At 60.5% G+C, this 23244-nt stretch carries 23 protein-coding genes; 8 read left to right on the forward strand and 15 right to left on the reverse strand.

Annotated elements, in window-relative coordinates; all coding sequences use genetic code 11:
* Positions 1-54 precede the first annotated feature (54 nt).
* The 6 genes from CUR33_RS09930 to CUR33_RS09955 form a co-directional block, all read right to left on the reverse strand.
* On the reverse strand, positions 55-1401 hold the full coding sequence (locus CUR33_RS09930) for a class II 3-deoxy-7-phosphoheptulonate synthase (RefSeq protein ID WP_160084870.1): 1347 nt from the start codon (positions 1399-1401) through the stop codon (positions 55-57).
* 105 nt (positions 1402-1506) lie between these two features.
* Positions 1507-3297: an N-acyl-D-amino-acid deacylase family protein gene (locus CUR33_RS09935; protein WP_289239486.1), complete on the reverse strand. Its 1791-nt coding sequence runs from the start codon at positions 3295-3297 to the stop codon at positions 1507-1509.
* Positions 3294-4034: a sulfite exporter TauE/SafE family protein gene (locus CUR33_RS09940; RefSeq protein ID WP_289239487.1), complete on the reverse strand. Its 741-nt coding sequence runs from the start codon at positions 4032-4034 to the stop codon at positions 3294-3296. The genes CUR33_RS09935 and CUR33_RS09940 overlap by 4 nt, the downstream gene beginning before the upstream one ends.
* Positions 4034-4816, reverse strand: coding sequence for an SDR family NAD(P)-dependent oxidoreductase (locus CUR33_RS09945; RefSeq protein WP_289239488.1), 783 nt, complete (start codon positions 4814-4816; stop codon positions 4034-4036). Before CUR33_RS09945 ends, CUR33_RS09940 begins: the two co-directional genes overlap by 1 nt.
* Positions 4816-5742 (reverse strand): bile acid:sodium symporter family protein, encoded by a 927-nt coding sequence (locus CUR33_RS09950; protein WP_282875537.1) that lies wholly within the window; start codon positions 5740-5742, stop codon positions 4816-4818. The genes CUR33_RS09945 and CUR33_RS09950 overlap by 1 nt, the downstream gene beginning before the upstream one ends.
* Complete coding sequence (locus tag CUR33_RS09955; protein ID WP_289239489.1) at positions 5723-7072, reverse strand: flavin-containing monooxygenase; 1350 nt, start codon at positions 7070-7072, stop codon at positions 5723-5725. Before CUR33_RS09955 ends, CUR33_RS09950 begins: the two co-directional genes overlap by 20 nt.
* Before the next feature lie 162 nt (positions 7073-7234).
* On the opposite strand from CUR33_RS09955, the gene CUR33_RS09960 reads away from it, so the two are divergent.
* Positions 7235-8008, forward strand: a complete 774-nt coding sequence (locus tag CUR33_RS09960) for a spermidine synthase (RefSeq protein WP_167141080.1) — start codon at positions 7235-7237, stop codon at positions 8006-8008.
* Between the two features lie 6 nt (positions 8009-8014).
* Here the strand turns inward: CUR33_RS09960 and CUR33_RS09965 are convergent, their stop codons facing one another.
* Positions 8015-8806, reverse strand: coding sequence for a crotonase/enoyl-CoA hydratase family protein (locus tag CUR33_RS09965; RefSeq protein WP_090247917.1), 792 nt, complete (start codon positions 8804-8806; stop codon positions 8015-8017).
* 352 nt (positions 8807-9158) lie between these two features.
* On the opposite strand from CUR33_RS09965, the gene CUR33_RS09970 reads away from it, so the two are divergent.
* A complete protein-coding gene (locus CUR33_RS09970; RefSeq protein ID WP_169852824.1) occupies positions 9159-10871 on the forward strand; it encodes a DEAD/DEAH box helicase in 1713 nt (570 codons plus the stop codon).
* 71 nt (positions 10872-10942) lie between these two features.
* On the opposite strand, the gene CUR33_RS09975 is transcribed toward CUR33_RS09970, so the two are convergent.
* The gene (locus CUR33_RS09975) at positions 10943-11713 is read right to left on the reverse strand and encodes a DODA-type extradiol aromatic ring-opening family dioxygenase (protein WP_289239490.1); all 771 of its coding nucleotides are present in this window, start codon (positions 11711-11713) and stop codon (positions 10943-10945) included.
* A 169-nt stretch (positions 11714-11882) separates the two neighbouring features.
* Between CUR33_RS09975 and CUR33_RS09980 the strand changes: the two genes are divergently transcribed.
* Positions 11883-12539 (forward strand): thiopurine S-methyltransferase, encoded by a 657-nt coding sequence (locus tag CUR33_RS09980; protein WP_289239491.1) that lies wholly within the window; start codon positions 11883-11885, stop codon positions 12537-12539.
* A 53-nt stretch (positions 12540-12592) separates the two neighbouring features.
* On the opposite strand, the gene htpX is transcribed toward CUR33_RS09980, so the two are convergent.
* The 4 genes from htpX to CUR33_RS10000 all read right to left on the reverse strand — a co-directional run bounded on the left by htpX (position 12593) and on the right by CUR33_RS10000 (position 16028).
* Positions 12593-13465 carry a protease HtpX gene (gene htpX, locus CUR33_RS09985; protein ID WP_090247912.1) on the reverse strand — a complete coding sequence of 291 codons (873 nt, stop codon included), beginning with the start codon at positions 13463-13465 and terminating at the stop codon, positions 12593-12595.
* A 144-nt stretch (positions 13466-13609) separates the two neighbouring features.
* Positions 13610-14062: a hypothetical protein gene (locus CUR33_RS09990; protein WP_289239492.1), complete on the reverse strand. Its 453-nt coding sequence runs from the start codon at positions 14060-14062 to the stop codon at positions 13610-13612.
* On the reverse strand, positions 14062-14805 hold the full coding sequence (locus tag CUR33_RS09995; RefSeq protein ID WP_090247909.1) for an SDR family NAD(P)-dependent oxidoreductase: 744 nt from the start codon (positions 14803-14805) through the stop codon (positions 14062-14064). Before CUR33_RS09995 ends, CUR33_RS09990 begins: the two co-directional genes overlap by 1 nt.
* An 11-nt stretch (positions 14806-14816) precedes the next feature.
* Positions 14817-16028 (reverse strand): pyridoxal phosphate-dependent aminotransferase, encoded by a 1212-nt coding sequence (locus tag CUR33_RS10000; RefSeq protein WP_090247908.1) that lies wholly within the window; start codon positions 16026-16028, stop codon positions 14817-14819.
* Positions 16029-16197: 169 nt separating this feature from the next.
* Here CUR33_RS10000 and msrB point away from each other — a divergent pair, with 169 nt between their 5' ends.
* From msrB to CUR33_RS10015, 3 genes are all read left to right on the forward strand, one after another.
* Positions 16198-16593 (forward strand): peptide-methionine (R)-S-oxide reductase MsrB, encoded by a 396-nt coding sequence (gene msrB / locus CUR33_RS10005; RefSeq protein ID WP_090247906.1) that lies wholly within the window; start codon positions 16198-16200, stop codon positions 16591-16593.
* A 109-nt stretch (positions 16594-16702) separates the two neighbouring features.
* Entirely contained in the window at positions 16703-17188 is a 486-nt protein-coding gene (locus CUR33_RS10010; RefSeq protein WP_090387165.1) for a glutathione peroxidase, read from the forward strand.
* A complete protein-coding gene (locus tag CUR33_RS10015; RefSeq protein ID WP_289239493.1) occupies positions 17185-17658 on the forward strand; it encodes a MarR family winged helix-turn-helix transcriptional regulator in 474 nt (157 codons plus the stop codon). The genes CUR33_RS10010 and CUR33_RS10015 overlap by 4 nt, the downstream gene beginning before the upstream one ends.
* On the opposite strand, the gene CUR33_RS10020 is transcribed toward CUR33_RS10015, so the two are convergent.
* Positions 17634-19946 carry a response regulator gene (locus CUR33_RS10020; protein ID WP_289239494.1) on the reverse strand — a complete coding sequence of 771 codons (2313 nt, stop codon included), beginning with the start codon at positions 19944-19946 and terminating at the stop codon, positions 17634-17636. The genes CUR33_RS10015 and CUR33_RS10020 overlap by 25 nt on opposite strands.
* A 99-nt stretch (positions 19947-20045) precedes the next feature.
* On the opposite strand from CUR33_RS10020, the gene CUR33_RS10025 reads away from it, so the two are divergent.
* Positions 20046-20939: an ATP-binding protein gene (locus tag CUR33_RS10025; RefSeq protein WP_289239495.1), complete on the forward strand. Its 894-nt coding sequence runs from the start codon at positions 20046-20048 to the stop codon at positions 20937-20939.
* Positions 20932-21414, forward strand: coding sequence for a GAF domain-containing protein (locus CUR33_RS10030; RefSeq protein ID WP_289239496.1), 483 nt, complete (start codon positions 20932-20934; stop codon positions 21412-21414). The genes CUR33_RS10025 and CUR33_RS10030 overlap by 8 nt, the downstream gene beginning before the upstream one ends.
* A gap of 71 nt (positions 21415-21485) precedes the next feature.
* Here CUR33_RS10030 and CUR33_RS10035 read toward each other — a convergent pair whose 3' ends face one another.
* Positions 21486-22148 carry a glutathione S-transferase family protein gene (locus CUR33_RS10035; RefSeq protein ID WP_289239497.1) on the reverse strand — a complete coding sequence of 221 codons (663 nt, stop codon included), beginning with the start codon at positions 22146-22148 and terminating at the stop codon, positions 21486-21488.
* A gap of 50 nt (positions 22149-22198) precedes the next feature.
* Positions 22199-22966: a hypothetical protein gene (locus CUR33_RS10040; protein ID WP_289239498.1), complete on the reverse strand. Its 768-nt coding sequence runs from the start codon at positions 22964-22966 to the stop codon at positions 22199-22201.
* Positions 22967-23244 lie beyond the last annotated feature (278 nt).

The raw sequence follows: 23244 nt of genomic DNA on the forward strand, positions 1-23244 counted from the left end.
TGCATCCCGCTGCTGCGCCATTTGCGACGTAGCAGCGGGGGTTGGTAGCCGCCTTTAGCGGCGTACTTGCTTAAGGGTTTCGGCGATCAGGAAGGCCAGCTCCAGCGACTGGTCGGCGTTCATCCGTGGGTCGCAGTGAGTGTGGTAGCGATCTGACAGGCCGTCTTCGGTGATCGGCCGCGCGCCGCCGATGCACTCGGTGACATTCTGCCCGGTCATCTCGATATGGATACCACCGGCGTAGCTGCCCTCAGCCTGGTGCACGGCGAAGAACTGCTTCACTTCGGCAAGAATCTGCGCAAAGTCGCGGGTCTTGTAACCGCTTGAGGCCTTGATGGTGTTGCCGTGCATCGGGTCACTGCTCCACAGCACCTGGCGACCTTCGCGTTGCACGGTCTGGATCAGGCGCGGCAGACCGGCTTCGACCTTGTCGGCGCCCATGCGCACAATCAGGTTGAGACGGCCGGGATCGTTGTCCGGGTTGAGGATATCGATCAGGCGGATCAGGTCTTCGCTGCCCATGCTCGGGCCGACTTTCACCCCTATCGGGTTGCCGACGCCGCGCAGAAACTCGACATGCGCGCCGTCCAGCTGACGGGTGCGATCGCCGATCCACAGCATGTGCGCCGAGCAGTCGTACCAGCCGCCGGTAAGACTGTCCTTGCGCACAAAGGCTTGCTCGTAATTCAGCAGCAATGCTTCGTGGGCGGTGAAGAAGCTGGTTTCACGCACTTGTGCCGCGCCGTCCATGCCGCAGGCGCGCATAAAGGCCAGGGTTTCGTCGATGCGGTCAGCCAGCTGGCTGTACTTCTCACCGAGCGCCGAGTTGGCAATAAAGTCGAGGTTCCACTGATGCACCTGATGCAGGTCGGCAAAACCGCCCTGGGCAAAGGCACGCAGCAGGTTCAACGAAGCCGTGGACTGGTGGTAGGCCTGCAGCAGGCGCTCCGGGTCCGGCACGCGGCTGGCCGAGTCGAAGCCGATACCGTTGACGATATCGCCACGGTAGGCGGGCAGGGTCACGCCGTCGATGGTTTCGTCATTGGCCGAGCGCGGTTTGGCGAACTGGCCGGCCATGCGCCCGACTTTGACCACCGGGCAGCCGGCGGCGAAGGTCATGACGATGGCCATCTGCAGCAGCACCTTGAAGGTGTCGCGGATTTTTGCCGCGCTGAACTCGGCAAAGCTCTCGGCGCAATCGCCACCCTGCAGGAGAAATGCGCGACCCTGGGTGACTTCGGCAAACTGGCGACGCAGTTCACGGGCTTCACCGGCAAACACCAGCGGCGGATAACCGGCCAGGGTCTGCTCGACCTGGGCCAGTTGCGCGGCGTTCGGGTACTGCGGTTGTTGCTGGATCGGTTTGGCTCTCCAGCTTTCAGGGCTCCAGGGTTGCGACATTGCGGCTCTCGGCTTAAGTCAATTTAGGCGGATGGGCATGGTAACCGATAAGCCATGACCGGCAAGCCGATAGGCGCGATAGAGCCGCTGCATGGTGACGTTGGCTCAGGCCGTGGCGGATTTGAAACCTGCTGCTGGCGCTGTGCGCGGCGCAACGTCACGCCCCGGCAGAAAGCTGCCAAAGCCTCGCTGCTTGCCCAGCGCGTCGGGGAACTCGCTGCCACGGCGGTAGGCGATGCGGCCGTTGATCAGGGTGGCGTCCACCGCCGCGTCATTGCGTTTGACCACGCGCTCCAGGCCGAGCACCTCCATCGGCGCTTCATGTATGTCGTCCAGCTCATCGGTCAGCCCGGCTGGGTTAACGATCACCACATCAGCACGGTCGCCAACGCGGATAGTGCCGGCGTCGACCCCGATAAAGTCCGCCAGCTCGCCAGTCAGGCGGTGGATGGCGCGGCCCATGTCCATGAACGGGGTGCCGGTAAGTTCGGCATCGCGCACGTATTTAAGGAAGCGCAGCGGAAAGTTGTACTGAGCGATGGAACGCAGGTGTGCGCCCGAGTCAGCGAAGCCCGGCTGGGTCCAGGGGCTGGAGAGCAGCTTATGCATCACTGCCTCGCGCTGGTTGCCATAGCAGGTGGTCCACTTCAGTGCCTCGCGGTACTGGCAGGCCAGCTCGAAGTAGGCGTCCACCGGGTCCAGGCCATGGGCGGCGCCGAGCTGCTTGAAGTTCTTGCCGATCATGCTGGCGTCCGGGCATTCGGTTACCCAGCAGTCGGAGAAGTCGCGGTGCCATAGGCCCTTGGTCAGCACGGCCTTGACCTGCTTTTTGAACAGCGCACGGAACTCCGGCTCCAGCACCTTGGCGTACAGCTCGTCCGGGTCTTTGATGTTGCGCAGGATCTCGCCGGCACCGAACTCCTCGAAGGCGTTCACATTCAGCCCTTCCAGGCGCAGGGTGAAGGGCGCTGGAAGAGTCTGCCAGCGGAAATGGCCGCGCAGCACGCGGTTGGCCAGCCAGCCGGAGAGGCGGGTGAAGTAATGCAGCAGCGGCTGTGATTTCAGGTCCAGGGCGGTCAGCATTGAGCACTTCAGCGGTTGGCGGAACCAGCCGTGGGCCTGCCAGAGGAAGGCGAACACATTGACCTTGGTCACCGCGTTCGGTGCGCCCTGCATCACCGCACCACGCCGGCGCAGGATGGCGAACAGGCGGGAGAACTCGGTCCAGCTGGCGAAGGTCGAGGGCAGTGGGCTGGACCAGGCGCGGTCGCCATCCATCTTGTCCAGGCGCGTGGTCATCACCGACAAGCCGATGCAGCCGGCGTCCAGCGCCTCTTCCAGCAGTTGCTCCATGCGTGCAAGTTCGGCTTCGGTCGGTTTGACTTTGCTGGTGGCGCGCTCCAGGCCCATTACCGCCACGCGCAGTTCGGAGTGGCCAAGGAATGAGCTGACGTTCGGCCCCAGCGGCTGATGTTCATAGAACGCGCGGTAGCCGGCGGCGTCGCGCCAGGTTTTCTTCTCTTTAAGAATCGGCAGCACGTATTCACGCGGTACCGCTTCGACGCGGGTGAACAGGTCGGAACAGTCCTCTGCATCGGCCAACACCATGCTGATCGAGCAGGAACCGATGGTCACGCTGGTGACGCCGTGGCGCACCGATTCCTTCAATGCCGGCGCAGCGATCACTTCGGCGTCGTAATGCGAGTGAATTTCCAGAAAGCCCGGCGTGACCCACTTGCCGGCAGCGTCCAGCACCTCGGGGCAGCCGCTTTCATCCAGTGGGCTGAGGCTCAGCACATCGATGCGTCCGTTCTTGATGCCGATATGCCGCTGCGCACCGGGTGCACCTGTGCCGTCGAAATACAGACCATTTTTGATGATGATGTCGAAGCTCATAGCAAACTCCAGGGCGCAAGCAGCAGGCCACCGGTGACCAGCAGCAACAGGTAGATGGCAATGCGAAAATGCTGTTCGTTGAAGCGCTGGTGCAGGCGCTCTCCCAGCCACACACCGATCAGCAGCAGCGGCGCGTAGCTGGCGACTTGCGGCAGGGCGGGCAGCAGGCGCCCGTCGAGCAGGAAGGCCAGGGTCAACAGGCTGTTGAGGGTGAACCACACCGTGACCAGGGTGGCACGCAGGCGCGCCTTGTCCAGTTGCGTGCCGGTCAGGGCGAATACCAGCAGCGGGCCGCCGGAGGCGAACAGGCCGTGACTGATGCCCGCACACAGGCTGAGCAGGCGGCTAAGCCACATGGGGCGCACGGGCTGCACGGCCGCATGACGCAGGCGCCACAGTTCGCGAGCGGCAAACCACAGCACCAATGAGCCAAACAGGCGCTTTGCAAGGGCTGCGTCCAGGAAGGGCAGCAGGGCATAGCCGAGAGCCGTGCCGAGCAGCATGCCGGGCAGGATCATGCCCAGCAGCAGGCGGCGGTCGATCATCTGCCGATGCCGCCAGACCAGGTAGCCGGTCATGCAGATATTCAGTGGCACCAGCACCGGCAGCAGCTGATCAATAGGCAGCAGCAGGGCGCCCAGTGACAGGGCAATCACGATGCTGCCGAAACCAGTGATCGCCTCCAGGGTGTACGCCAGCAGGATAAAGCCCGCCAACGTTAGCCAGATAACGTCCATCAGCCCATCTCCCCAGCGAAGCGTGCACTCATCTTGCGGTAGTAAAAACCCGGAACGATGCGCCAGAGCAGGCTGGCCAGCCAGCTGCCACGGTCGGGGAACAGGCGCTCGCGGCCTTGCCTCTGTGCCTGGAGAATCTGCGCGGCCATCCAGTCGGCACCGCGTACCTGGCCGATGGTTGAGCGGCCGTGCTGCGCCTGCTGGCCGTCGCCGCCGAGGGCGTTCTGCTCGATCGAGGTATCAAGAAAGCTCGGGTACACCAGCAGCATGCGGATGCCATCGCGGGCGGCCTCGGCGCGCAGCACTTCGAAGAACTGACCGAGGGCGCTTTTCGCGGCGCAATAACCGGCGCGACCCAGCACCGGCATCCAGCCCGCCATGGAACCGATGGCAATGATCTGTCCACGGCTCTGGCGCAGCAGCGGCAGGGCGCTCAGGGTCAGCTCCACGGGGGCCTGATAGTTGACGGCCATGACTTTGCGCAGCACGGCTGGGTCTGTCTGCATGGCCGGCGAGCGGTGGGTGATGCCGGCGTTATTGATCAGCACATCGAGGCGGCCGAAGCGCTCGCTGCAGGTTTGCAGCAATTGCTGATGCAGGTGCGGGTCGGTGATATCGCCGGCCAGCCCGATTACCCGTTCTGCGCCCAGCTCATCAATCCGCGCAGTCAGGCCATTGGCGTTGATATCGGTGAGCAGCAAGTGGTAACCCGCGGCGTGATAGCTGCGCGCAAGCTCCCAGCCGAGGCCGCTGGCGGCCCCGGTGATCAGTACCGTCGGCATCAGTGGCTGCCTTCGCTGATGACTGCGCCAGGTTGTATCAGGGGTGGGCGGCGTGACCAGAACAGCGCCAGAATCAGCCCGGAAAGCAGCTGCCAGCAGCCCCAGAACGCGGCAATCAACAGCATGCCGCCGGCCTGCGGGAAGAAGGTGAAGATCAGCGCCATACCCAGAGCCGAGTTGTGGATGCCGGTTTCCAGGGTCACAGCGCGCACGTCGGCCTCGGGCAAGCGCCACAGACGTGCGCACAGGTAGCCAAGCAGCAGGGCCATGGTGTTGAGGGTGACCACCAGCCAGAAGAACAGATGGAAGTGCTCGGTGAACTGCTCGAAGTTCTTGCTAAAGGCACCGCCGACGAAGGCCAGCATCACCAGCAGGGAGAAGGTGCGCAGGGGCTTTTCCAGTTTTTGCGCCAGCTGCGGGCGACGCTTGCCCAGCCACATGCCGAGCACCATCGGCAGCACCAATACCAGCAGGACCATGGCCAGCAGTTCGATTGGATCGACGCTGATTTCGGTCAGCAGTGCGCGGGTGCCAGGGTTGATGCCGGCGTACAGGGCAAAGTTGAGCGGGGTGAAAATGCCTGCGGTGATGCTCGACACCGCAGTGACACTGGCCGATACCGCGACGTTGCCGCGTCCCAGCCAAGTCATGATGTTGGAGAAGGTGCCGCTCGGGCAGGTCGCGACCAGAATCAGGCCCAGCGCCAGGCTCGGGTCGATCGGCAGCAGAATGGTCAGCAGGCAGGTGCTGGCGGGCAGCAGGAAGAACTGCACGAACATACCAATCAGCGGCGCCTTGGGTGTACGCAGGATGCGCTTGAAATCATCGGCACGCAGTTCCAGCGACACGCCGAACATCATCAGCGCGATGATGGCGTTCAGCGCGATCATTGCGCTGGGGGAAAACTCAAGATTGACGGCAGGCATCGTGGCTTTCCTTGGCGGGGCTCGGAGTGATGGGCTGCAAGTTCTGCTGCAGTTCAGTGATGTGTTGCTTCACGCTCTTACGGTAGCTGTCTTTGTGCACGTAATAGGCCATGCGCTCCAGTTGCAGGTAGCTATAGCCGCCATCCAGGCGCTGCGCACTGCGCGCCTGCACCAGGGCGCGGAAACGCTTGGCGGCCGCGCTGCCTTGCTGCTGTTGGCGAATCACCAGGGCCACCAGTTCGGCCTGCTCGGCGCGGCCCTGCCAGCCCAGGCCCGAAGCTTCGACCATGCCCAACATAAACAGGTTGTCGTACTCAGGGTGGAATACGTTGAGGTAGAGCTGCGGTGCGCCGGCGCTGCTCGGCCAGTTGAGGTGCGCGCGGTCGATAAAGGGGTAGTCGAGTCTGTAGCCGGTGCCTTGCAGAATCAGGTCGTATTCGGCCTGTTCGCCGTCACTGAAGGTCACCTGCAGGCCTTCAACCTTGACGATGTCGCGGCGCGCCTGGATATCGCCATGGCCGAGGTAATGCAGCACCAGGGAGTTCATCACCGGGTGTGACTCGTAGAGCTTGTAGTCCGGGTCGGGCAGGCCGTATTGCGAAGGTTTGCCGACCAGCGCGCGTGTCAGCAGGCCATCGAGGAATTGCTTGAACGGGCGCGGCAGCTTGATCGCACCACCGAGGGTATCGGTCGGCCGGCCCAGGGTGAATTTGGGCAGGAAGTAATAACCGCGACGCACCGACAGGTCCACCGAAGCGGCGCGGTGCACAGCGTCCACGGCGATGTCGCAGGCCGAGTTGCCGCAGCCGATTACCAGCACGCGCTTGCTGTCGAACACCGCTGCCGAGCGGTAGTCGCTGGAGTGCATCAGCTCGCCGGTATACGTGCCGGGTAGCGCCGGCTGATTGGGCGTATGCAGGGTGCCGTTAGCCATCAGTACGCCGTCGAACAGCCACTCACGTTGCACGCCTTCGTGCTCGCTGATCAGCTTCCAGCCTTTGTCCAGGCGCTGGATTGCCACTACACGGGTATTGAATTGGTAATGCGCGTACAGGCCGAAGTGCTCGGCGTAGTCGCGGAAATAGCGGCGCATTTCACTGTGATGGGGGTAGGGAGCCACCTCGGCGCGCATCGGAAATTCAGTGAATTGGGTGGTGCTCTTGGAGGAAATCAGGTGCGCCGAGTCATACATGGTGCTGTGCGGATTATCGATGTCCCACAGGCCGCCGACATCCGCGTGCAGTTCGAAACCGACAAAATCGATGCCGTGCTTGTGCAGTTGACGTGCTGTACACAGCCCCATGGGGCCGGCACCGATAATGGCGTACATGGCAAACCTCGATCATTGTTTTTATTGTTGTAGTCGCACAGCACCAAACCGGCGCACCCGACTGCGGCAAATTATCGCGTGACCAGGGGAGGGTGCCTCAATGACAATTAGCGCCTTTCCTCTGGCCGAAATGGTCGGGGATGTCACGGTGGAGAGTGGTGGATGCCAGGTTTACCCCCGGTCGGTCAGATGCCGGACCCGCTGTTGATCGCCGAAGTGCATGATGCCTTCGGCGTTATCCAGGTAGTCGAAATGGGCGCTTACCGCTTTCTCGAATTTGGTGAGGCGATTGAGCAGAGCTGCGTCTATATGCCGGACCCCAGCTGGCTGGAGTACGACTACACCCGCGCCATGCTGCTTGGCGCGTTGTGCCATGAACACCCGGAAAGTGCGCTGTTTCTCGGCCTTGGCGCCGGCAACCTGACCCAGGCTTGCCTGAAGTTTCTGCCGCTGGACGATGTTGAGGTGATCGAGCTGCGCGCCGATGTGCCGCGCCTGGCCATGGAGCACATGGGGCTGACCGATGATCCGCGCCTGACCATTCGTATCGGCGATGCCCTGGAGCTGCTGGAAAGCGCGGAAAAGACCGACCTGCTGTTTGTCGATCTGTACACCGACCATGGCCCGGCGACTGGGCATCTGGCATGGCGTTTTCTGGAAAACTGCCAAAAGCAGCTTAACCCTGGCGGCTGGCTGATTATCAACCAGTGGGCCGGCAACGACGGCAAACCACTGGGTGCGCCGCTGCTGCGCGGCCTCTACCACCGGCATTACTGGGAGTGCCCGGTGAAGGAGGGCAATGTCGTGTTGCTGGTGCCGGCGGATCTTGAGCAGAACATCGACTTTACCGAACTGCGGCGCCGCAATGAGCTGCTGGCGCCGCAGTTCGGTTATTCGCTGGAGTCGTTGATCAAAGCGGTACGTCCTGCGACCTGATTACGCTCAACGCCCTTTAAAGTCGCCCGGACGGCGTTCCAGCATCGCTCGTACGCCTTCCTGCGCATCTTCACTGGCCATCAAACGAGTCACGGTCGGGTGCAGGCTGGCGGCTGCGGCAGCCGGGCCTTCGACCACCGCCTGGCGCGCCGATGCCAGGGTAGCCTGCACGCCCAGCGGGGCTTGTGCGGCAATGCGTTCAGCCAGCCACAGTGCCTTGGGCAGCAGCTCCTCGCTGGCTACCACCTGCTGGATCAACCCTAGGCGATAGGCTTCGTGAGCATCGAACTCATCGCCGGTCAGCAGCCAGCGCATGGCATTGCCCCAGCCCGCGCTCTGGTGCATGCGCAAGGTGGCGCCGCCGAACGGAAAGATCCCGCGCTGTACTTCCATCTGCGCGAAGCGGGTATTGCTGGCGCACAGGTTGATATCCGAGGCCAGCATCAGTTCGATACCGATCGTGTAGCAGTAGCCCTGAGCAGCGACGATCACCGGTTTGCTCACTCGCGGCCCGCCGAACACGCCCCAAGGGTCACAGCCGTCGTCAGGGATCTTCCAGCCGGCGGCAAATTGCGCCGCTACGTTTGCCAGGTCCAAACCAGCGGTGAAGTGTTCACCATGGGCAAATACCAGCGCCACACGCGCATCGCTATCGCGCTCGAACTCGCCGTAAGCCCGGCACAGATCATCCAGCATGGGCATATCGAAAGCATTGCGTTTGCTCGCTCGGTCCAGGCCGATCAACATGATCTGGCCACGTTTTTCACGGCTGACGCGGCCGCTGGTGCTTTGGGTCATGGCTGGGAGTCCTTGTGCGCAGGTAGGTGAGCTGGGGTTTAGGCCGTTACAGCATGGCAGTTGCAGGCTATCAGAGGATGGCCGTATGGCACGCTATAGGTGCTGCTTATGCATTTTTTATGCGTGGTTGATGGAAAAACAGGCACATCGGCCAGGTTTTCCGGTATAGTGCGCGCCGGTCAATTCTTGGCCACGTTCAGGTAGTACAACTCGCCCGAAGGTTTACTTTGGCAGTTAGTCCGTTTTGCGGACTATCCTTGACGATTCATTTATCACACGTTTTCGCAAATCCCCGCCGACATGGCTGCCAGGGTGACTCTCGGGTCTTACACGGCATGCGCAGCTTTGGAACATGGGTCTTTGCGGATGCACTAGAGGCAGACCCATGACCCAGGAAACCGGCGGCTTCGCCGCACTCGGACTCAACTCCAATATTCTCGCTGCACTGACCGCTGTTGGTTACGAAGAGCCGTCGCCGATTCAGGCGCAGGCCATTCCCGTAATTCTGTCCGGTCAGGACATGATCGGTCAGGCCCAGACCGGTACCGGTAAAACCGCTGCTTTTGCGCTGCCGATCCTGTCGAAAATCGACCCGGCAAAGAAAGAGCCGCAGGCGCTGATCCTCGCGCCAACCCGCGAGCTGGCCCTGCAAGTGGCCACCGCCTTTGAAACCTATTCCAAGCAGATGCCAGGTCTGAATGTGGTGGCCGTTTACGGCGGCGCACCGATGGGCCCGCAGCTGAAGGCTATCCGTCAGGGTGCACAGGTCATCGTGGCTACGCCGGGTCGTCTGGTTGACCACCTGCGTCGTGATGAGAAAGTCTTGTCAACCATTCAGTACCTGGTTCTCGACGAAGCTGACGAAATGCTCAAGCTGGGCTTTATGGATGACCTCGAAGTAATCTTCGAAGCGATGCCAGCAAGCCGCCAGAGCGTGCTGTTCTCCGCGACCCTGCCGCATTCGATCCGCGCCATCGCAGAAAAACACCTGCGCGATCCGCAACATATCAAAATCGCTTCGAAAACCCAGACCGTGACTGCGATTGAGCAGGCGCACCTGATGGTCCACGCCGACCAGAAGCACGCGGCTGTCCTGCGTCTGCTGGAAGTCGAAGAGTTCGACGCGCTGATCGGTTTCGTGCGTACTAAACAAGCCACCTTGGACCTGGCCGCTGCGCTGGAAGCCAAGGGCTACAAGGCTGCTGCACTGAACGGCGATATCGCCCAGAACCAGCGTGAGCGCGTGATCGAGTCGTTGAAGGATGGCCGTCTGGACATCGTCATCGCCACCGACGTTGCTGCTCGCGGTCTCGATGTGCCGCGTATCACCCACGTTATGAACGTGGACATGCCATATGACCCAGAATCGTACGTGCACCGTATCGGCCGTACTGGCCGTGCGGGTCGTACCGGTCGCGCCCTGTTGCTGGTAACGCCACGTGAGCGCCGCATGCTGCAAGTGATTGAGCGTGTAACCGGACAGAAAGTGGGTGAGGTGAAGCTGCCGGACGCTCAGCAAGTACTGGACGCACGCATCAAGAAGTTGACCAACAGCTTGGCGCCACTGGTGGCCGATGCCGAAGCCAGTCACGGTGATCTGCTGGATCGCCTGACGGCTGATATCGGTTGCAGCCCACGTGCTTTGGCCGCAGCACTCCTGCGCAAGGCCACCAATGGCCAAGCCCTGACCCTGGCTGAAGTTCAACGTGATCAGCCGTTGGTTCCGGGTAGCGGTAGCAGCGCTCCGCGTGAACGCAGCGAGCGCAGTGAGCGTCCTGATCGTGAAGGCAGTCGCGAGCGCCGTGCACCGGTGCCGTTGGCCGAAGGCCGCGCGCGTTGCCGCACTGCTCTGGGTGCGCGTGACGGGATTGCCGCTAAGAACCTCCTGGGGGCGATCCTCAACGAAGGTGGTTTGACCCGTGAAGACATCGGCCGCATTCAGGTGCGTGAGAGCTTCAGCCTGGTCGAGCTGCCGGAAGAAGGCCTTGATCGTCTGCTGGGTAAGTTGAAAGACACCCGCGTCGGTGGCAAGCCGCTGAAACTGCGTCGTTATCGCGAAGATTGATACGTCGCTGAATAAAAAAGCCCCGCTCAGTGCGGGGCTTTTTTATGGCTGTTACGCAGTGGACATAGGGCTTAGGTGAAGCTGTAGATGTCCATCCCCAGTGCGCCCAGGGTGAAGCCGCTGTGCTCGACCTTGAACTGCCCGCCGGCACTTGCGGCAAAAAACAGCGGCAGCAGGTGTTCATCGCTGGGGTGGTTGCGCGCAGCATAGGGAGCTTGCCGGCGATAATCATCGAGGGTGGCGTTGTCCTGTCTCGTCAGTTTATCCACGATCCAGTCACGGAAAGCCTGCGCCCAGGGCTTGATGACATCTGAACCCGCATGCCAGTCCAGTTCGCCGAGGTTGTGGGTGATGCTGCCCGAGCCGATCAGCAGCACGCCTTGCGCGCGTAAGCTGGTCAGTGCCTGGCCAACGCGGCGTTGCAGGGCTGGCCCCTGGTGGCTGGGCAGGGAGATTTGCACCACGGGTATATCCGCCTGTGGGTACATCAGCGCCAGGGGCACCCAGGCGCCGTGATCCAGCGGCCGTTCAGGATCCAGCTGGGCCGGAAGGCCGGCTTGCGTCAGCCGGTTGGCGATCTCGGCGGCCAGCTCGGGCTCGCCTGGTGCTGGGTATTGCACCTGATACAGTTCAGCGGGAAACCCGTGAAAGTCATGCCAGGTTCGTGGGTGTACGGCGCTGCCAACCCGCAACTCACGACTTTCCCAGTGCGCCGAAACCAGCGCAATCGCGCGCGGCTTTGGCAGTTGGCTGGCCAGGCGGGCAAGGGCCGGGCCGCTGGCGCCGGGTTGCAGGGCCAGCATGGGTGAGCCGTGGGAGATAAATAAACTGGGCAGTGACATGACAGGCTCCTGATCGGTTTCCTGCATCTTCCATCAGTCAATCTGTACATAAAAGCGTAAAAGACTGGGTATTTAAATCGCTTAATTAGATGGTTTGCGCGGGTGGAGCCTCTTGGCCTTATGGGCTGGGTGCGTCACGATCTTTCGTTGAGTCTTTTCAGGAGTGGGTATGCACGCAGAATTTTGGCAGGCACGTTGGGCGCGCAGTGAAATCGGCTTTCATCTGCCTGAGGTCAATCCCTATCTGCAGCAGTATTGGCCGGCGCTGGGTTTGCCTGAGGGCGCACGCGTGCTGGTGCCGCTGTGTGGCAAGAGCCTGGATATGGCCTGGTTGGCGGGGCAGGGTTATCACGTCGTCGGTGTTGAGCTGGCGCAGCGTGCAGTGGAAGATTTCTTCGACGAGCATAAGCTGCTGCCGGAGGTCAGTGAGGTCGGCGCGCTCAGGCTGTATCGGGCTGGCGCTGTGGAAATCTACTGCGGTGATTTCTTTGCCCTGACGGCGCAGCAGCTTGCTGACTGCTCCGCACTGTATGACCGCGCCGCACTGATTGCATTGCCGCCAGAAATGCGCGCGCGTTATGTGGCGCATTTGACCCAAGTCTTACCCCGCGGCTGCCAGGGGCTACTGGTGAGCTTGGACTATGACCAGGCGCAGATGGACGGCCCGCCCTTCGCTGTGGCAGATGAGGAGGTGCAGCGCTTGTATACGCCTGAATGGCAGTTGCAGGAGCTGGTGTGCGGCGATGTGCTGGGTGATAACTGGAAGTTTTTAAAGCGCGGCCTTGAGCGCCTGGATGAGCGGGTCTATCAGCTGCGTAAAGACTGAATCACAGCCACAAAAAAGGGCGACTCAAGAGTCGCCCTTTTTGCTTTTATCACTTAGCCGCGCTGACGCAGGGCTTCGATGCGGACTTCCAGTGGCGGGTGGGTCATCAGCAGGCCAGCCAGGCCGCCTTTCAGGCCACCGTTGATGCCGAACGCGGTCAGGCTGTTAGGCATGGTGACCGGCACTTCCTGCTCAGCGCGCAGGCGCTGCAGAGCGGCGATCATGGCACCTGTGCCGGCCAGGCGTGCACCAGCTTCGTCGGCCTTGAACTCGCGCTTACGCGAAAACCACATAACGATGATGCTGGCCAGGATGCCCAGAACAAGCTCGGCGAAGATGGTCGCCACGAAGTAACCGATGCCTGGGCCGTCTTCGTTTTTCAGAATGACCTTATCGACAAAGTTGCCGAAGATCCGTGCGAAGAACATCACGAAGGTGTTCACCACGCCCTGAATCAGCGCCAGGGTAACCATGTCGCCGTTGGCTACGTGGCCGATTTCGTGGGCCAGTACCGCGCGAACTTCGTCAGGCGAGAAGCGCTCCAGCAGCCCCTGGCTGACGGCTACCAGGGCATCGTTCTTGTTCCAGCCGGTAGCGAAGGCGTTGGACTCGTAGGCCGGGAAGATACCCACTTCTGGCATCTTGATCCCGGCTTCGCGGGACAGTTCTTCCACGGTCTGCATCAGCCACTGTTCGTGGCGGGTGCGTGGCTGGGTGATGATTTCGGTCTTGGTGCTCATCTTCGCCATCCACTTGGACAGGAACAGCGAGACCAGCGAGCCGGCAAAACCGAATACGGCGCAGAAAACCAGCAGGCTGCCATAGTTCTGGCCGGTAAAGCGGTCAACCCCGAGCAATTTCAGGGTGATGCTGGCGATGATCAACACCGCAATGTTGGTGGCCAGGAACAGCATAATGCGCATCATGGTGTATTGAGACTCCTCACGAGAATGTTCTATAAGGCCATTGAAAACCCTGTTTTGGCTGCTTCGCCGGGTTTTCAACGACCACTCTTGGATATGACGGCTATATAAGGGCGCACCCCAAGGCACTTCAACCTGGCGACTATTTCAAACTATGTCGCTTGCGCCGTTTAGGCTGGATTCGAACAGCAGGCGAGTCAGGCGGGCTATGCGCTCGCCATGCCTTTGGCCCAGCGCTTCGCGCAGCTGAAATGCGAGGGTGGCGTGCACGCGGCGCACGCTGGGCGGCAGGGCGTCACCCTCTGCCAGGGCGTGAGGCACACCGCGGGTCAGGCGCAGAAAGCCCTTTTCGCTGAGCACGGCCTGATCCAGTGCGTCGTAACCGATGGTGGAGTCGAAGCGGATATAGCCTTCCTCGGCCAGCCACAGCAGGGCGCCCAGACAACTTTGATGGCGTGGTGTGGGCAGGCCGAACTCATCGGGCTCTTCGCGGCCGATCAGGTCTTCGACATACAGTGCGGATTTACTCGGAAATGCCTGGTACAGAGTCAGCATGCCGGCGGCGGCATCCTTGTAGAAGTCGTCGATCTGCAGGTCCATCAGAATTTGCCAATCATTGAGGTTGGAAGATAAGGCAGCACGCGGCCCAGGAGCGCCCAGGGCCAGCCAGGCACGTAGGCGCTAACATGGCGTTTGTCGATGTGCTTGGCGATCAGCGCCGCGCCGCGTTCTACATCAATCAGAAATGGCCGGCTGGCCATATCGCTGTTCAAGGGCGTGTCGATAAAGCCCGGTAGCAGCAGGGTGGTGTCGATATTCTTGCCCAGCAGCTCGGCGCGGGTGGCTTCCATGTAGCTGATCAGGCCAGCTTTGCTCGCTGAATAGGCCGCCGTATGCGGCAAACCGCGTTTGCCGGCGACTGAGGCCACGGCAACCAGGTGGCCGTGGCCTTGCTGACGAAACAGTGCGCAGGCGGCATCCAGGCAGGCAATCGCGCCGATCAGGTTGGTTTCCACAGTCAAACGTGCGCGCTTAAAGTGGCCACCGCCGGCTTTACCGGTCAGTGCGATACCGGCATTGGCAATAATTCCGTCCAGACCACCGAGCAGGTTGGCAGCCAGGCCTACGGCATCCTGGCATGCGTCGTAGTCGGTCACATCCAACGGTAAGACCACCACTTTGCGCTTGAAGCGCGCCTGCAGTTCGGCGGCTAAGAGGTGCAGGCTGTCTTCGCGGCGTGCGGCCAGGGCCAGGTCATAACCTTTGGCCGCCAATTCGCGGGCCAGAGCGGCACCGATACCAGAGCTGGCACCGGTTAGCAGGTAGCGTTTGCTCTGGTTCATGCGCGCTCCGATTACTGTTGGTAAGTCTTGAGGAAGCTGCCGATACGGCCGATGGCCATTTCCAGCTCATCCACGCGCGGCAAAGTGACCACGCGGAAGTGATCCGGCCACGGCCAGTTGAAGGCGGTGCCCTGAACAATCAGCAGTTTTTCCGAGAGCAGCAGGTCGAGCACAAACTTTTCGTCGTTGTGGATCGGGCAGACCTTCGGGTCGATCTTGGGGAAGGCATACAGCGCGCCCATGGGTTTGACGCAGCTGACCCCGGGAATATCGTTGAGCAGTTCCCAGGTACGGTTGCGCTGCTCCAGCAGGCGACCTTGCGGCAACACCAGGTCATTGATGCTCTGGTAGCCGCCCAACGCTGTCTGAATCGCATGCTGGCTTGGCACGTTGGCGCACAGGCGCATGTTGGCGAGGATGTCGATGCCTTCGATGTAGCTCTGTGCGCGGTGCTTGGGCCCGGAAATTGCCACCCAGCCTGAGCGGAAACCCGCCACGCGATAGGACTTGGACAGGCCATTGAACGTCAGGCAGAGCACGTCTGGGGCCAGCGATGCGGTAGAAATATGCTGGGCTTCGTCGTAGAGAATCTTGTCGTAGATCTCGTCGGAGAACAGCACCAGGTTGTGCTGACGGGCCAGTTCGACGATATCCATCAACACTTCTTTGGAATACACCGCGCCAGTCGGGTTGTTCGGGTTGATCAGCACCAGGGCTTTAGTGTTTGGTGTGATTTTCGCGCGCATGTCGGCGATATCGGGGAACCAGCCCGCCTGCTCGTCGCACAGGTAATGCACAGGCTTACCACCGGCAAGAGCCACTGCCGCCGTCCACAGCGGGTAGTCCGGTGCCGGGATCAGTACTTCATCACCGTTATTCAGCAGCGCCTGCATGGCCATCACGATCAGCTCGGATACGCCGTTGCCCAGGTAGATGTCTTCGATACCAACGCCTTCTACCTGCTTCTGCTGGTAGTACTGCATGACCGCCTTGCGCGCACTAAACAGGCCCTTGGAGTCGCTGTAGCCCTGGGCTGTGGGCAGGTTACGGATCACATCCTGCAGAATTTCTTCAGGCGCTTCAAAACCGAACGGTGCCGGGTTGCCGATGTTCAGCTTGAGGATGCGATGGCCTTCCTCTTCCAGGCGTTTGGCGTGCTTGAGCACCGGCCCGCGGATGTCGTAGCAGACGTTGGCAAGCTTGTTCGATTTGCTGAACTGCATGTATGTGATCCCGAATGGTGGACGCCGCTGAATTACCCTGCAAAAAGACGCGATCTGACGAGCCTTGGCAGGTTGTAACGCCGGTGACAGACTGGGGTCGAATGATACGTTGCAGCCCGACCTTGGCAAAGGTACTGGTCGGGCTTTTTTCTATAGAGGAGACCTGCCTGTGGATAAGCTGGAAAAACCCCTGGAAGCCTGGCGCGAAGAGCTTTCCGAGGAGCAGTTTCATGTCTGTCGCCTGGGCGGCACCGAGCGCGCGTTTACCGGCCAATACCACGACAGTAAGGTGCCAGGTATTTACCACTGCGCCTGCTGCCAGGCTGAGTTGTTTGATTCGGACGCCAAGTACGACTCTGGCAGCGGTTGGCCGAGTTACTTCCAGCCCGTCAACAGCGAGGCCATCACCAGCCTGGATGACTTCAATCACGGCATGCACCGCATCGAAGTCAAATGCGCCAAGTGCGATGCTCACCTGGGGCATGTGTTTCCCGATGGTCCGGCGCCAACGGGGCTGCGTTATTGCATCAATTCGGCTTCGCTCAAGCTGGTGCCGAAGGCTTAAGGCCATCGCATAGGCCTGCATTAGCGGGCCTTATCTTGGTTTAATTAAATTGCATGCAATTTAATTGCTCGCTATCTTGCGTCCATTACCACTCCTCAGGATGACCAGCATGAGCAACGCACTCTTCGATATTCCGGTTACCACCATCAAGGGCGAGCAGAAGACCCTGGCCGATTTCGGCGGCAAGGCCGTGCTGGTGGTCAACACTGCCAGCAAGTGCGGTTTCACCCCGCAGTACAAGGGCCTGGAAAACGTCTGGCAGCAGTATAAGGACCAAGGTCTGGTGGTGCTGGGCTTCCCCTGCAACCAGTTCGGCAAGCAGGAGCCGGGCGATGAGGGCGCGATCAGTGAGTTTTGTGAGCTGAACTTCGGCGTGAGCTTCCCGCTGTTCAAAAAGGTCGATGTCAATGGCAGTGATGCCCATCCGCTGTTCGTCAACCTGAAGAAGAGCGCGCCGGGCCTGCTCGGTAGCCAGGGCATCAAGTGGAACTTCACCAAGTTTCTGCTGAGTGCCGACGGTACTGTGATCAAGCGTTTCGCCCCGACCACCAAGCCTGAAGACCTGACAGCCGAGATCGAAGCACTGCTGAAATGAGCCAGGCCAGTCAGCACGATGACGATGGGCTGCAGCTGGACAACCAGCTGTGTTTCAAGCTCTACGCCGCTTCACGGGCGGTGATCCGCGCCTACAAGCCGATGCTTGATCAGCTCGGTCTGACCTACCCGCAGTACCTGGCGATGCTGGTGCTGTGGGAGTGGCAGCAGCAACCGCCGGCGCTGCCAACGGTCAAGGCGTTGGGTGAGCGTTTGTTGCTCGACTCCGGCACGCTGACGCCGCTGCTCAAACGCCTGGAGCTGCAAGGGCTGCTGCAGCGCAAGCGTTCGGCCAGTGATGAGCGTGAGGTACACCTGGCGTTGACCCCGGCCGGTTGCGCCTTGCGTGAGCAGGTGCTGCCGCTGAAAAGCCAGTTGTTGTGCGAGCGCGGTGTTGACCTGGATCAGGTCGCGGCGCTGCGCAGTCAGGTGGGCGTGTTGCTGGATCAGTTTATGGCGCTTAACCACTGATCGAGCAGCACTGCTAGCTCGTCTTTACGGAAGGGCTTGGCCAGATAGTCGTCCATCCCCGCAGCGCGGCAGCGCTCACGTTCATCGGACAGCGCATTGGCGGTGAGGGCAATGATTGGCAACTCGGCGAATTCGCTTTTCTGGCGAATTTGTCGGGTGGTTTCATAGCCGTCCATGACCGGCATGTTGCAGTCCATCAGAATCAGATCGACCGCCTGGGTTTCCAGCAAGGTCAGCGCTTCGCCACCATGATTGGCCAATAGCACCTCGCAGCCGAGCTTGCTGAGCATGCCCTTGGCTACCAGTTGATTGACTGGGTTGTCTTCCACCAGCAACACGCGCGCCTGGCGGCTGCGTTGCGGTTCGCTGTGCTGCTCAACGGCATGTGCAGCGCCCTGGCCGAGAATGCGGCGTAAGGCCTGCAGCAGCATCTGGCGTGACAGCGGTCGGGCCAGTTGCTCGATAGGCGCAAGGTTCTCCACCTGTTCGCTGCTGAGAAAATTACCGTAGGCGCTGACCACCAGAATGGGCAGGCTGGAGTGCGCGCGCAGCTCATTCAAACGCTGCGGGCTGTCGCTGATCAGCACGTCCGCATCAAGCGGGCCCAGTACGCTGTCGGCATCCTGGTGCTGATAGTGCAGGCCCCAAGCGGGAAGCAATCGGCTCAGCTGTTCACTCAGGCCTGAGCTCGCTGGACTGAGGCCAATAACGCGTCCGTGCAACACGGGAAGTGGCTGGGTGTGGTTCTGGCTGGGCAGCGGCAGGTCAACGCAGAAGGTGCTGCCGAAGCCTTCCTGTGTCTCCAGGCTCAGTTGGCCGCGCATGGCTTCGCAAAGTCGGCGAGTCAGGGCAAGGCCCAGGCCGGTACCGCCAAATTGTCGGGTGATACCAACGCCGGCCTGAGCAAACGGCTGGAAGATCCGTGCTTGAGCATCTTCAGCAATGCCGATGCCAGTGTCGCGCACAATGATCCTGACGCCACCGTTATGCGTGCTGACACTGATATCTACGCGGCCAAAGCGGGTGAATTTCAGCGCGTTGGACAGCAGGTTGCTGACAATCTGCCTGACCCGCGTTGGGTCGCCGAGCAGCTGGTTGGGCAGTAGGGGATCAATCAGGCAGGTCAGTTCAACGCCGGGCGCGGCGTTCTGCGACAGCAGGTTGGCGGTCTCTTCGACCATGCTGCCGAGGTCAAAGGGGATGTGTTCCAGCTCCAGCTGCCCAGCCTCGAATTTCGACAGGTCGAGAATGTCGTTGAGCAGCTCGACCAGCACCTTGCCGGAATCGTGGGCGATCGATAGCTGTTGGCGCTGCTCGTTATTCAGCGGCCCGTCCAATGACAGTGCGAGCATGCCGAGCAGGCCATTGAGTGGGGTGCGGATCTCGTGACTCATATTGGCCAGGAAGGCTGAGCGCGCCTGGGCCATGTCCAATGCCGTGCGTTTGGCTTGCTCCAGTTCGCGGTTGGAGTCGAGCAAGCGGCTGTTGGCGGCTTCCAGTTGCTCGGTACGCGCCGAGACCATGTCTTCCAATTCAGCCAGGTAGCGAGTCAGGCGGGCTTCGGCCTGCTGACGCTGCTCGATCTCGCTGGCGATGCTGCTTAGCTGACGGTTGGTGACATCGACCAGCACGCCGATCTCGTCGCGTTCATGGTTGGGCGGGTAGGGCAGCTTGGCGTTATTCGGGCTGCGCAGGTCGCGCTCGCTGAGGGCGCGGATAAAGCCAGTGAGTGGCTTGGTCAGCATGAAGTAGAAGAGCACCAGCAAGATCAGTGACAGCAGCAGGCTACGGGCAAAACCGGTCAACAAGGTCAGCAGTGAGCGATTGAGGAAATGGCTGCCAAAGGCGTAGGTGTCGACTTCCAGGCTCAGTTTGCCCAGCGGCTCTTCGGGTGAATGGCTGACGAACAGGGCCGTTTCAAAGTGCCGGCGCTCGCCGAACATGAAATCGCTGAGCACTCTGTAGCGACTTTCCATGGCCGGGCGGCTAACGCTGGCCAGGGTGAGCTGATTGTTGTCGATGATTTGCGCGCTGATCACGGCCGGTGAGCGCAGCAGGCCCAGCACCAGTTCCTGCGCCAGTTCAGCGTCAATGTTGTAGGCGATACGCGCAGCCGGGTTGTGGCTGATCTCCATCAGTGCGTTGATCTCGCGGTTGATGGAGGCATCTTCGCTGGCATAATCGATGCCCACTTGTATCAAGCTGAGCGCAGTGCCGAGGATGAAGGCTACCAATACGGTCAAACCGGCCTGTTTGAATGACAGGCGTTGGGTAAGCGCTATATCCATATTGGCCGGTTGATCTCATGTTGAATCGCTTGCCAAGCATAGCCCATCTGTTTTGCCGGACGGCAGTGGCAGAACAACTCGAAAACCCTGGAGTGTGTTGTGGATTCGCGTTTGAGTGATTTTTTGTTGCGTGCTGAGGCTGTGTTGGCGCGTCTGGAGCCTTTGCTGCCGGTGCAGCGCCCGGTTATTGACTGGCAGCAAAGCTTTGCGGCCCGCTGGCAGCGTGAGGGGCGCAGCGGCTATTTGGCACCGCTGCAGGTCAGTCTGGATGTGGAGCTGGCTGATTTGATCGGTGTGGATCGCCAGCGTGCTCAGTTGGCGCGCAATACCCAGCAGTTTATCCAGGGCCTGCCGGCCAACCATGCGTTGCTCTGGGGCGCGCGGGGTACGGGTAAATCATCGCTGGTGCGGGCACTGCTGGCCGAGCATGCGGCGGCGGGGCTGCGCCTGATTGAAATCGAGCGTGACCATCTGGCCGATCTGCCGCGCATCGTCGAGCAGTTGAGCGAGCTGCCGCAGCGTTTTGTGCTGTTCTGCGATGACTTGTCGTTCGAGGCCGGCGAGGGCGATTACCGCATGTTGAAAACCGTGCTCGATGGTTCACTGGAGCGTGCGCCGGACAATGTGTTGCTGTATGCCACCTCCAACCGCCGTCATTTGCTGCCGGAAAAACAAAGCGACAACGAAAGCTGGCAGCGGGTGGATGGCGAGCTGCACCCCAATGAGGCGGTAGAAGATAAGATCGCGCTGTCCGATCGTTTCGGTCTGTGGCTGTCGTTCTATCCATTCACCCAGGAACACTTCCTCGACGTGGTCCGGCACTGGGTCGAGGTGCATGCCGCGCAGGCCGGTTTGGCTTGGCAATGGGACGACGAGCTGGAAAAAGCGGCCATACGCTGGGCCTTGGGTCGCGGTAACCGCAACGGCCGCTGCGCCTATCAATTCGCCCGTGATTGGGTGGGCCTGCAATTACTGAGTAAGCACGATGATTGATTTACAACACAGCGGGCCAGGGCTCGATGGCTATCCACTGCTGGTGGCGCAGCTGCAGGCGCTGCTGGCGGGTGAGCGCGACTTTATTGCCAATGCGGCGCAGTTTTCGGCGTTTCTGTTTCAGGAGCTGAGCGACCTGAACTGGGCGGGTTTCTACCTGGCCCGTGGTGAAGAACTGGTGCTCGGGCCTTTTCAGGGCAAAGTCGCCTGCGTACGGATTCCCTTCGGCCGCGGTGTGTGCGGCGCCGCCGCGGCGACTGGGCAGACCCAGCGGGTTGACAATGTGCATGCTTTTGCCGGGCATATCGCCTGCGACAGTGCGTCCAACAGTGAGCTGGTGGTGCCGTTTTTCAAGCATGGCCATCTGCTGGGCGTGCTGGATTTGGACAGTCCGTCGCTGGCGCGTTTTAGCGCCGCAGATCAGGCCGGTATTGAACGCTTGGTCGAGGTATTCGTTGAGCTGACCGAATGCTGAAGGGATGAGCAAACACAAAACACTAAAAAGCCCGGTGTGACCGGGCTTTTTAGTGGGTGGCGACTGGTTTTTCAGGCCTTACTGGCCATCTTGGCGAGCATTTTCAACTCACCGGGCAATACGCCCTGCAATGAATCACGCGCCATGATGCGTGCAGCGTGCGCGCTCAGATTAGGCCAGCGCTGGGCGTCCACCTGCTCATCGCCATGCTGCATGTTGATCAACTGGCAAGTCAGTGCCAGGTCGGCCAGGGTCAGGCTGTCACCCACCAAGTAATGGGCCGAGCCTAGGCATTTTTCCAGGTAGTCAAAGTGTGGCGGCAGCTTTTCAAGCAGGGCTTTCTGCACGGCCGCCTCGTCGCATTCTTGCCCCATGCTGGGCTTCAGTGCACGGTTACGGAATACCGTGAAGGTACAGAGTGGCGCCAGCTCATAATCAGCATATTTTTCCAGCCAGCGTACCTGTGCGCGCTGTTCAACGGTCTGGCCTAAAAGGCTGCTCTGGGTCGGATACTTATCGTCCAGGTATTGGCAGATCACGCTGGAGTCGGCGAGGGTGAAATCGCCATCTTTGAGAGCGGGGATACGGCCCAGTGGGCTCATGTCGCGGTACCAGGCCGGTTGGCCGAACGGCAGGATGATTTCCAGCTGATAGTCCAGGCTCTTTTCAGCCAAAAACAGACGCACTTTACGAACGAAGGGTGACAGCGGTGCACCGTAAACAGTCAGGCTCATGCGCGGCACTCGTGGCAGATGGATAGCGCGCACGTTGCGCGCTGGAGGGGTTAGTCGTAGATGTTTTTCTTTTTCCACTCGTCGCCGCCCAGAGACTCCAGGCCGGCATCCAGTTCGCTGGGCTGCTCGGTGACGGGTTTACTGCTTTCTAGGACCATGGCGTTGGCGCGTGCCAATTGCTCTTCGAATTTCTTCAGAGCGTTTTGATAAGGAGCGGGGTCAGGCTGCTTGCGCAAATATTGTGCGCCGCGCTCGAACGCCAGGCGTGCTTGGCCAGGCTGGTTCTGCTGCAAGGCCTGTTGGCCAAGGTTGCCGAAAAATTCGATATGCACCTGAGTCAGCATGTGGCGCACTTCCTTCAACCAATGCTTGGCCTCATTGGTCGGGATAATTCCGTCTTTTGCACAGCGGGTCAGTTGACCGTGAAGGCTTTCCAGCTGAAAGCGTACTTCCTTCGCTTTAGGTTCATTAATGATGGGTTGTGGCGGATTATTTACGGTAATTGACTCGCCTTGGGCGATCATTTTACGCAGCTCTTCAATATGCGCTTTTAGGGCACTGTTGCCCTTGTCATACGGCAGTACGCGTTCACTGAAATGCAGTTGCAGGCGGCTCAGCAATAACTTCAATGCTGGCGTCATCAGTTGACCGGGGAGTGCTTCGGCGAGGTCCGTACAACGGCGCAGGCGATCATTGAGGTCAGCCTTGATGCGCGCCTTCTCCAGTTTGTTGTTCTCGACCATATGATTGATGTAAGCAATGGCGATCAAAATAACGATGCCAGACACAATCAATATGGTAATCACGAGTGGGGACATGGGTGCAGCCTCTCGATCACCGGTTTTTCGTCCGAGTGTAGTGCGTTAGCCGGGAGGCTGATAGAGCTGCCTCACATTCGCAGCTGAAGTCGTTGATTTATAAAAATTTTTACACAGAGGTTGACGGGCCTTACAAGGCTCCATAGAATGCGCGCCACTTCGTAGCGCAATGCCTCACGGCAAAACGTGTAGAAGCCGGATAGAAGTTGTAGTTTCCGGGCTGCGTCCCCTTCGTCTAGTGGCCTAGGACACCGCCCTTTCACGGCGGTAACAGGGGT

The organism is Pseudomonas sp. FEMGT703P (genome assembly GCF_002786345.1).
Taxonomy (GTDB): domain Bacteria; phylum Pseudomonadota; class Gammaproteobacteria; order Pseudomonadales; family Pseudomonadaceae; genus Aquipseudomonas; species Aquipseudomonas peli.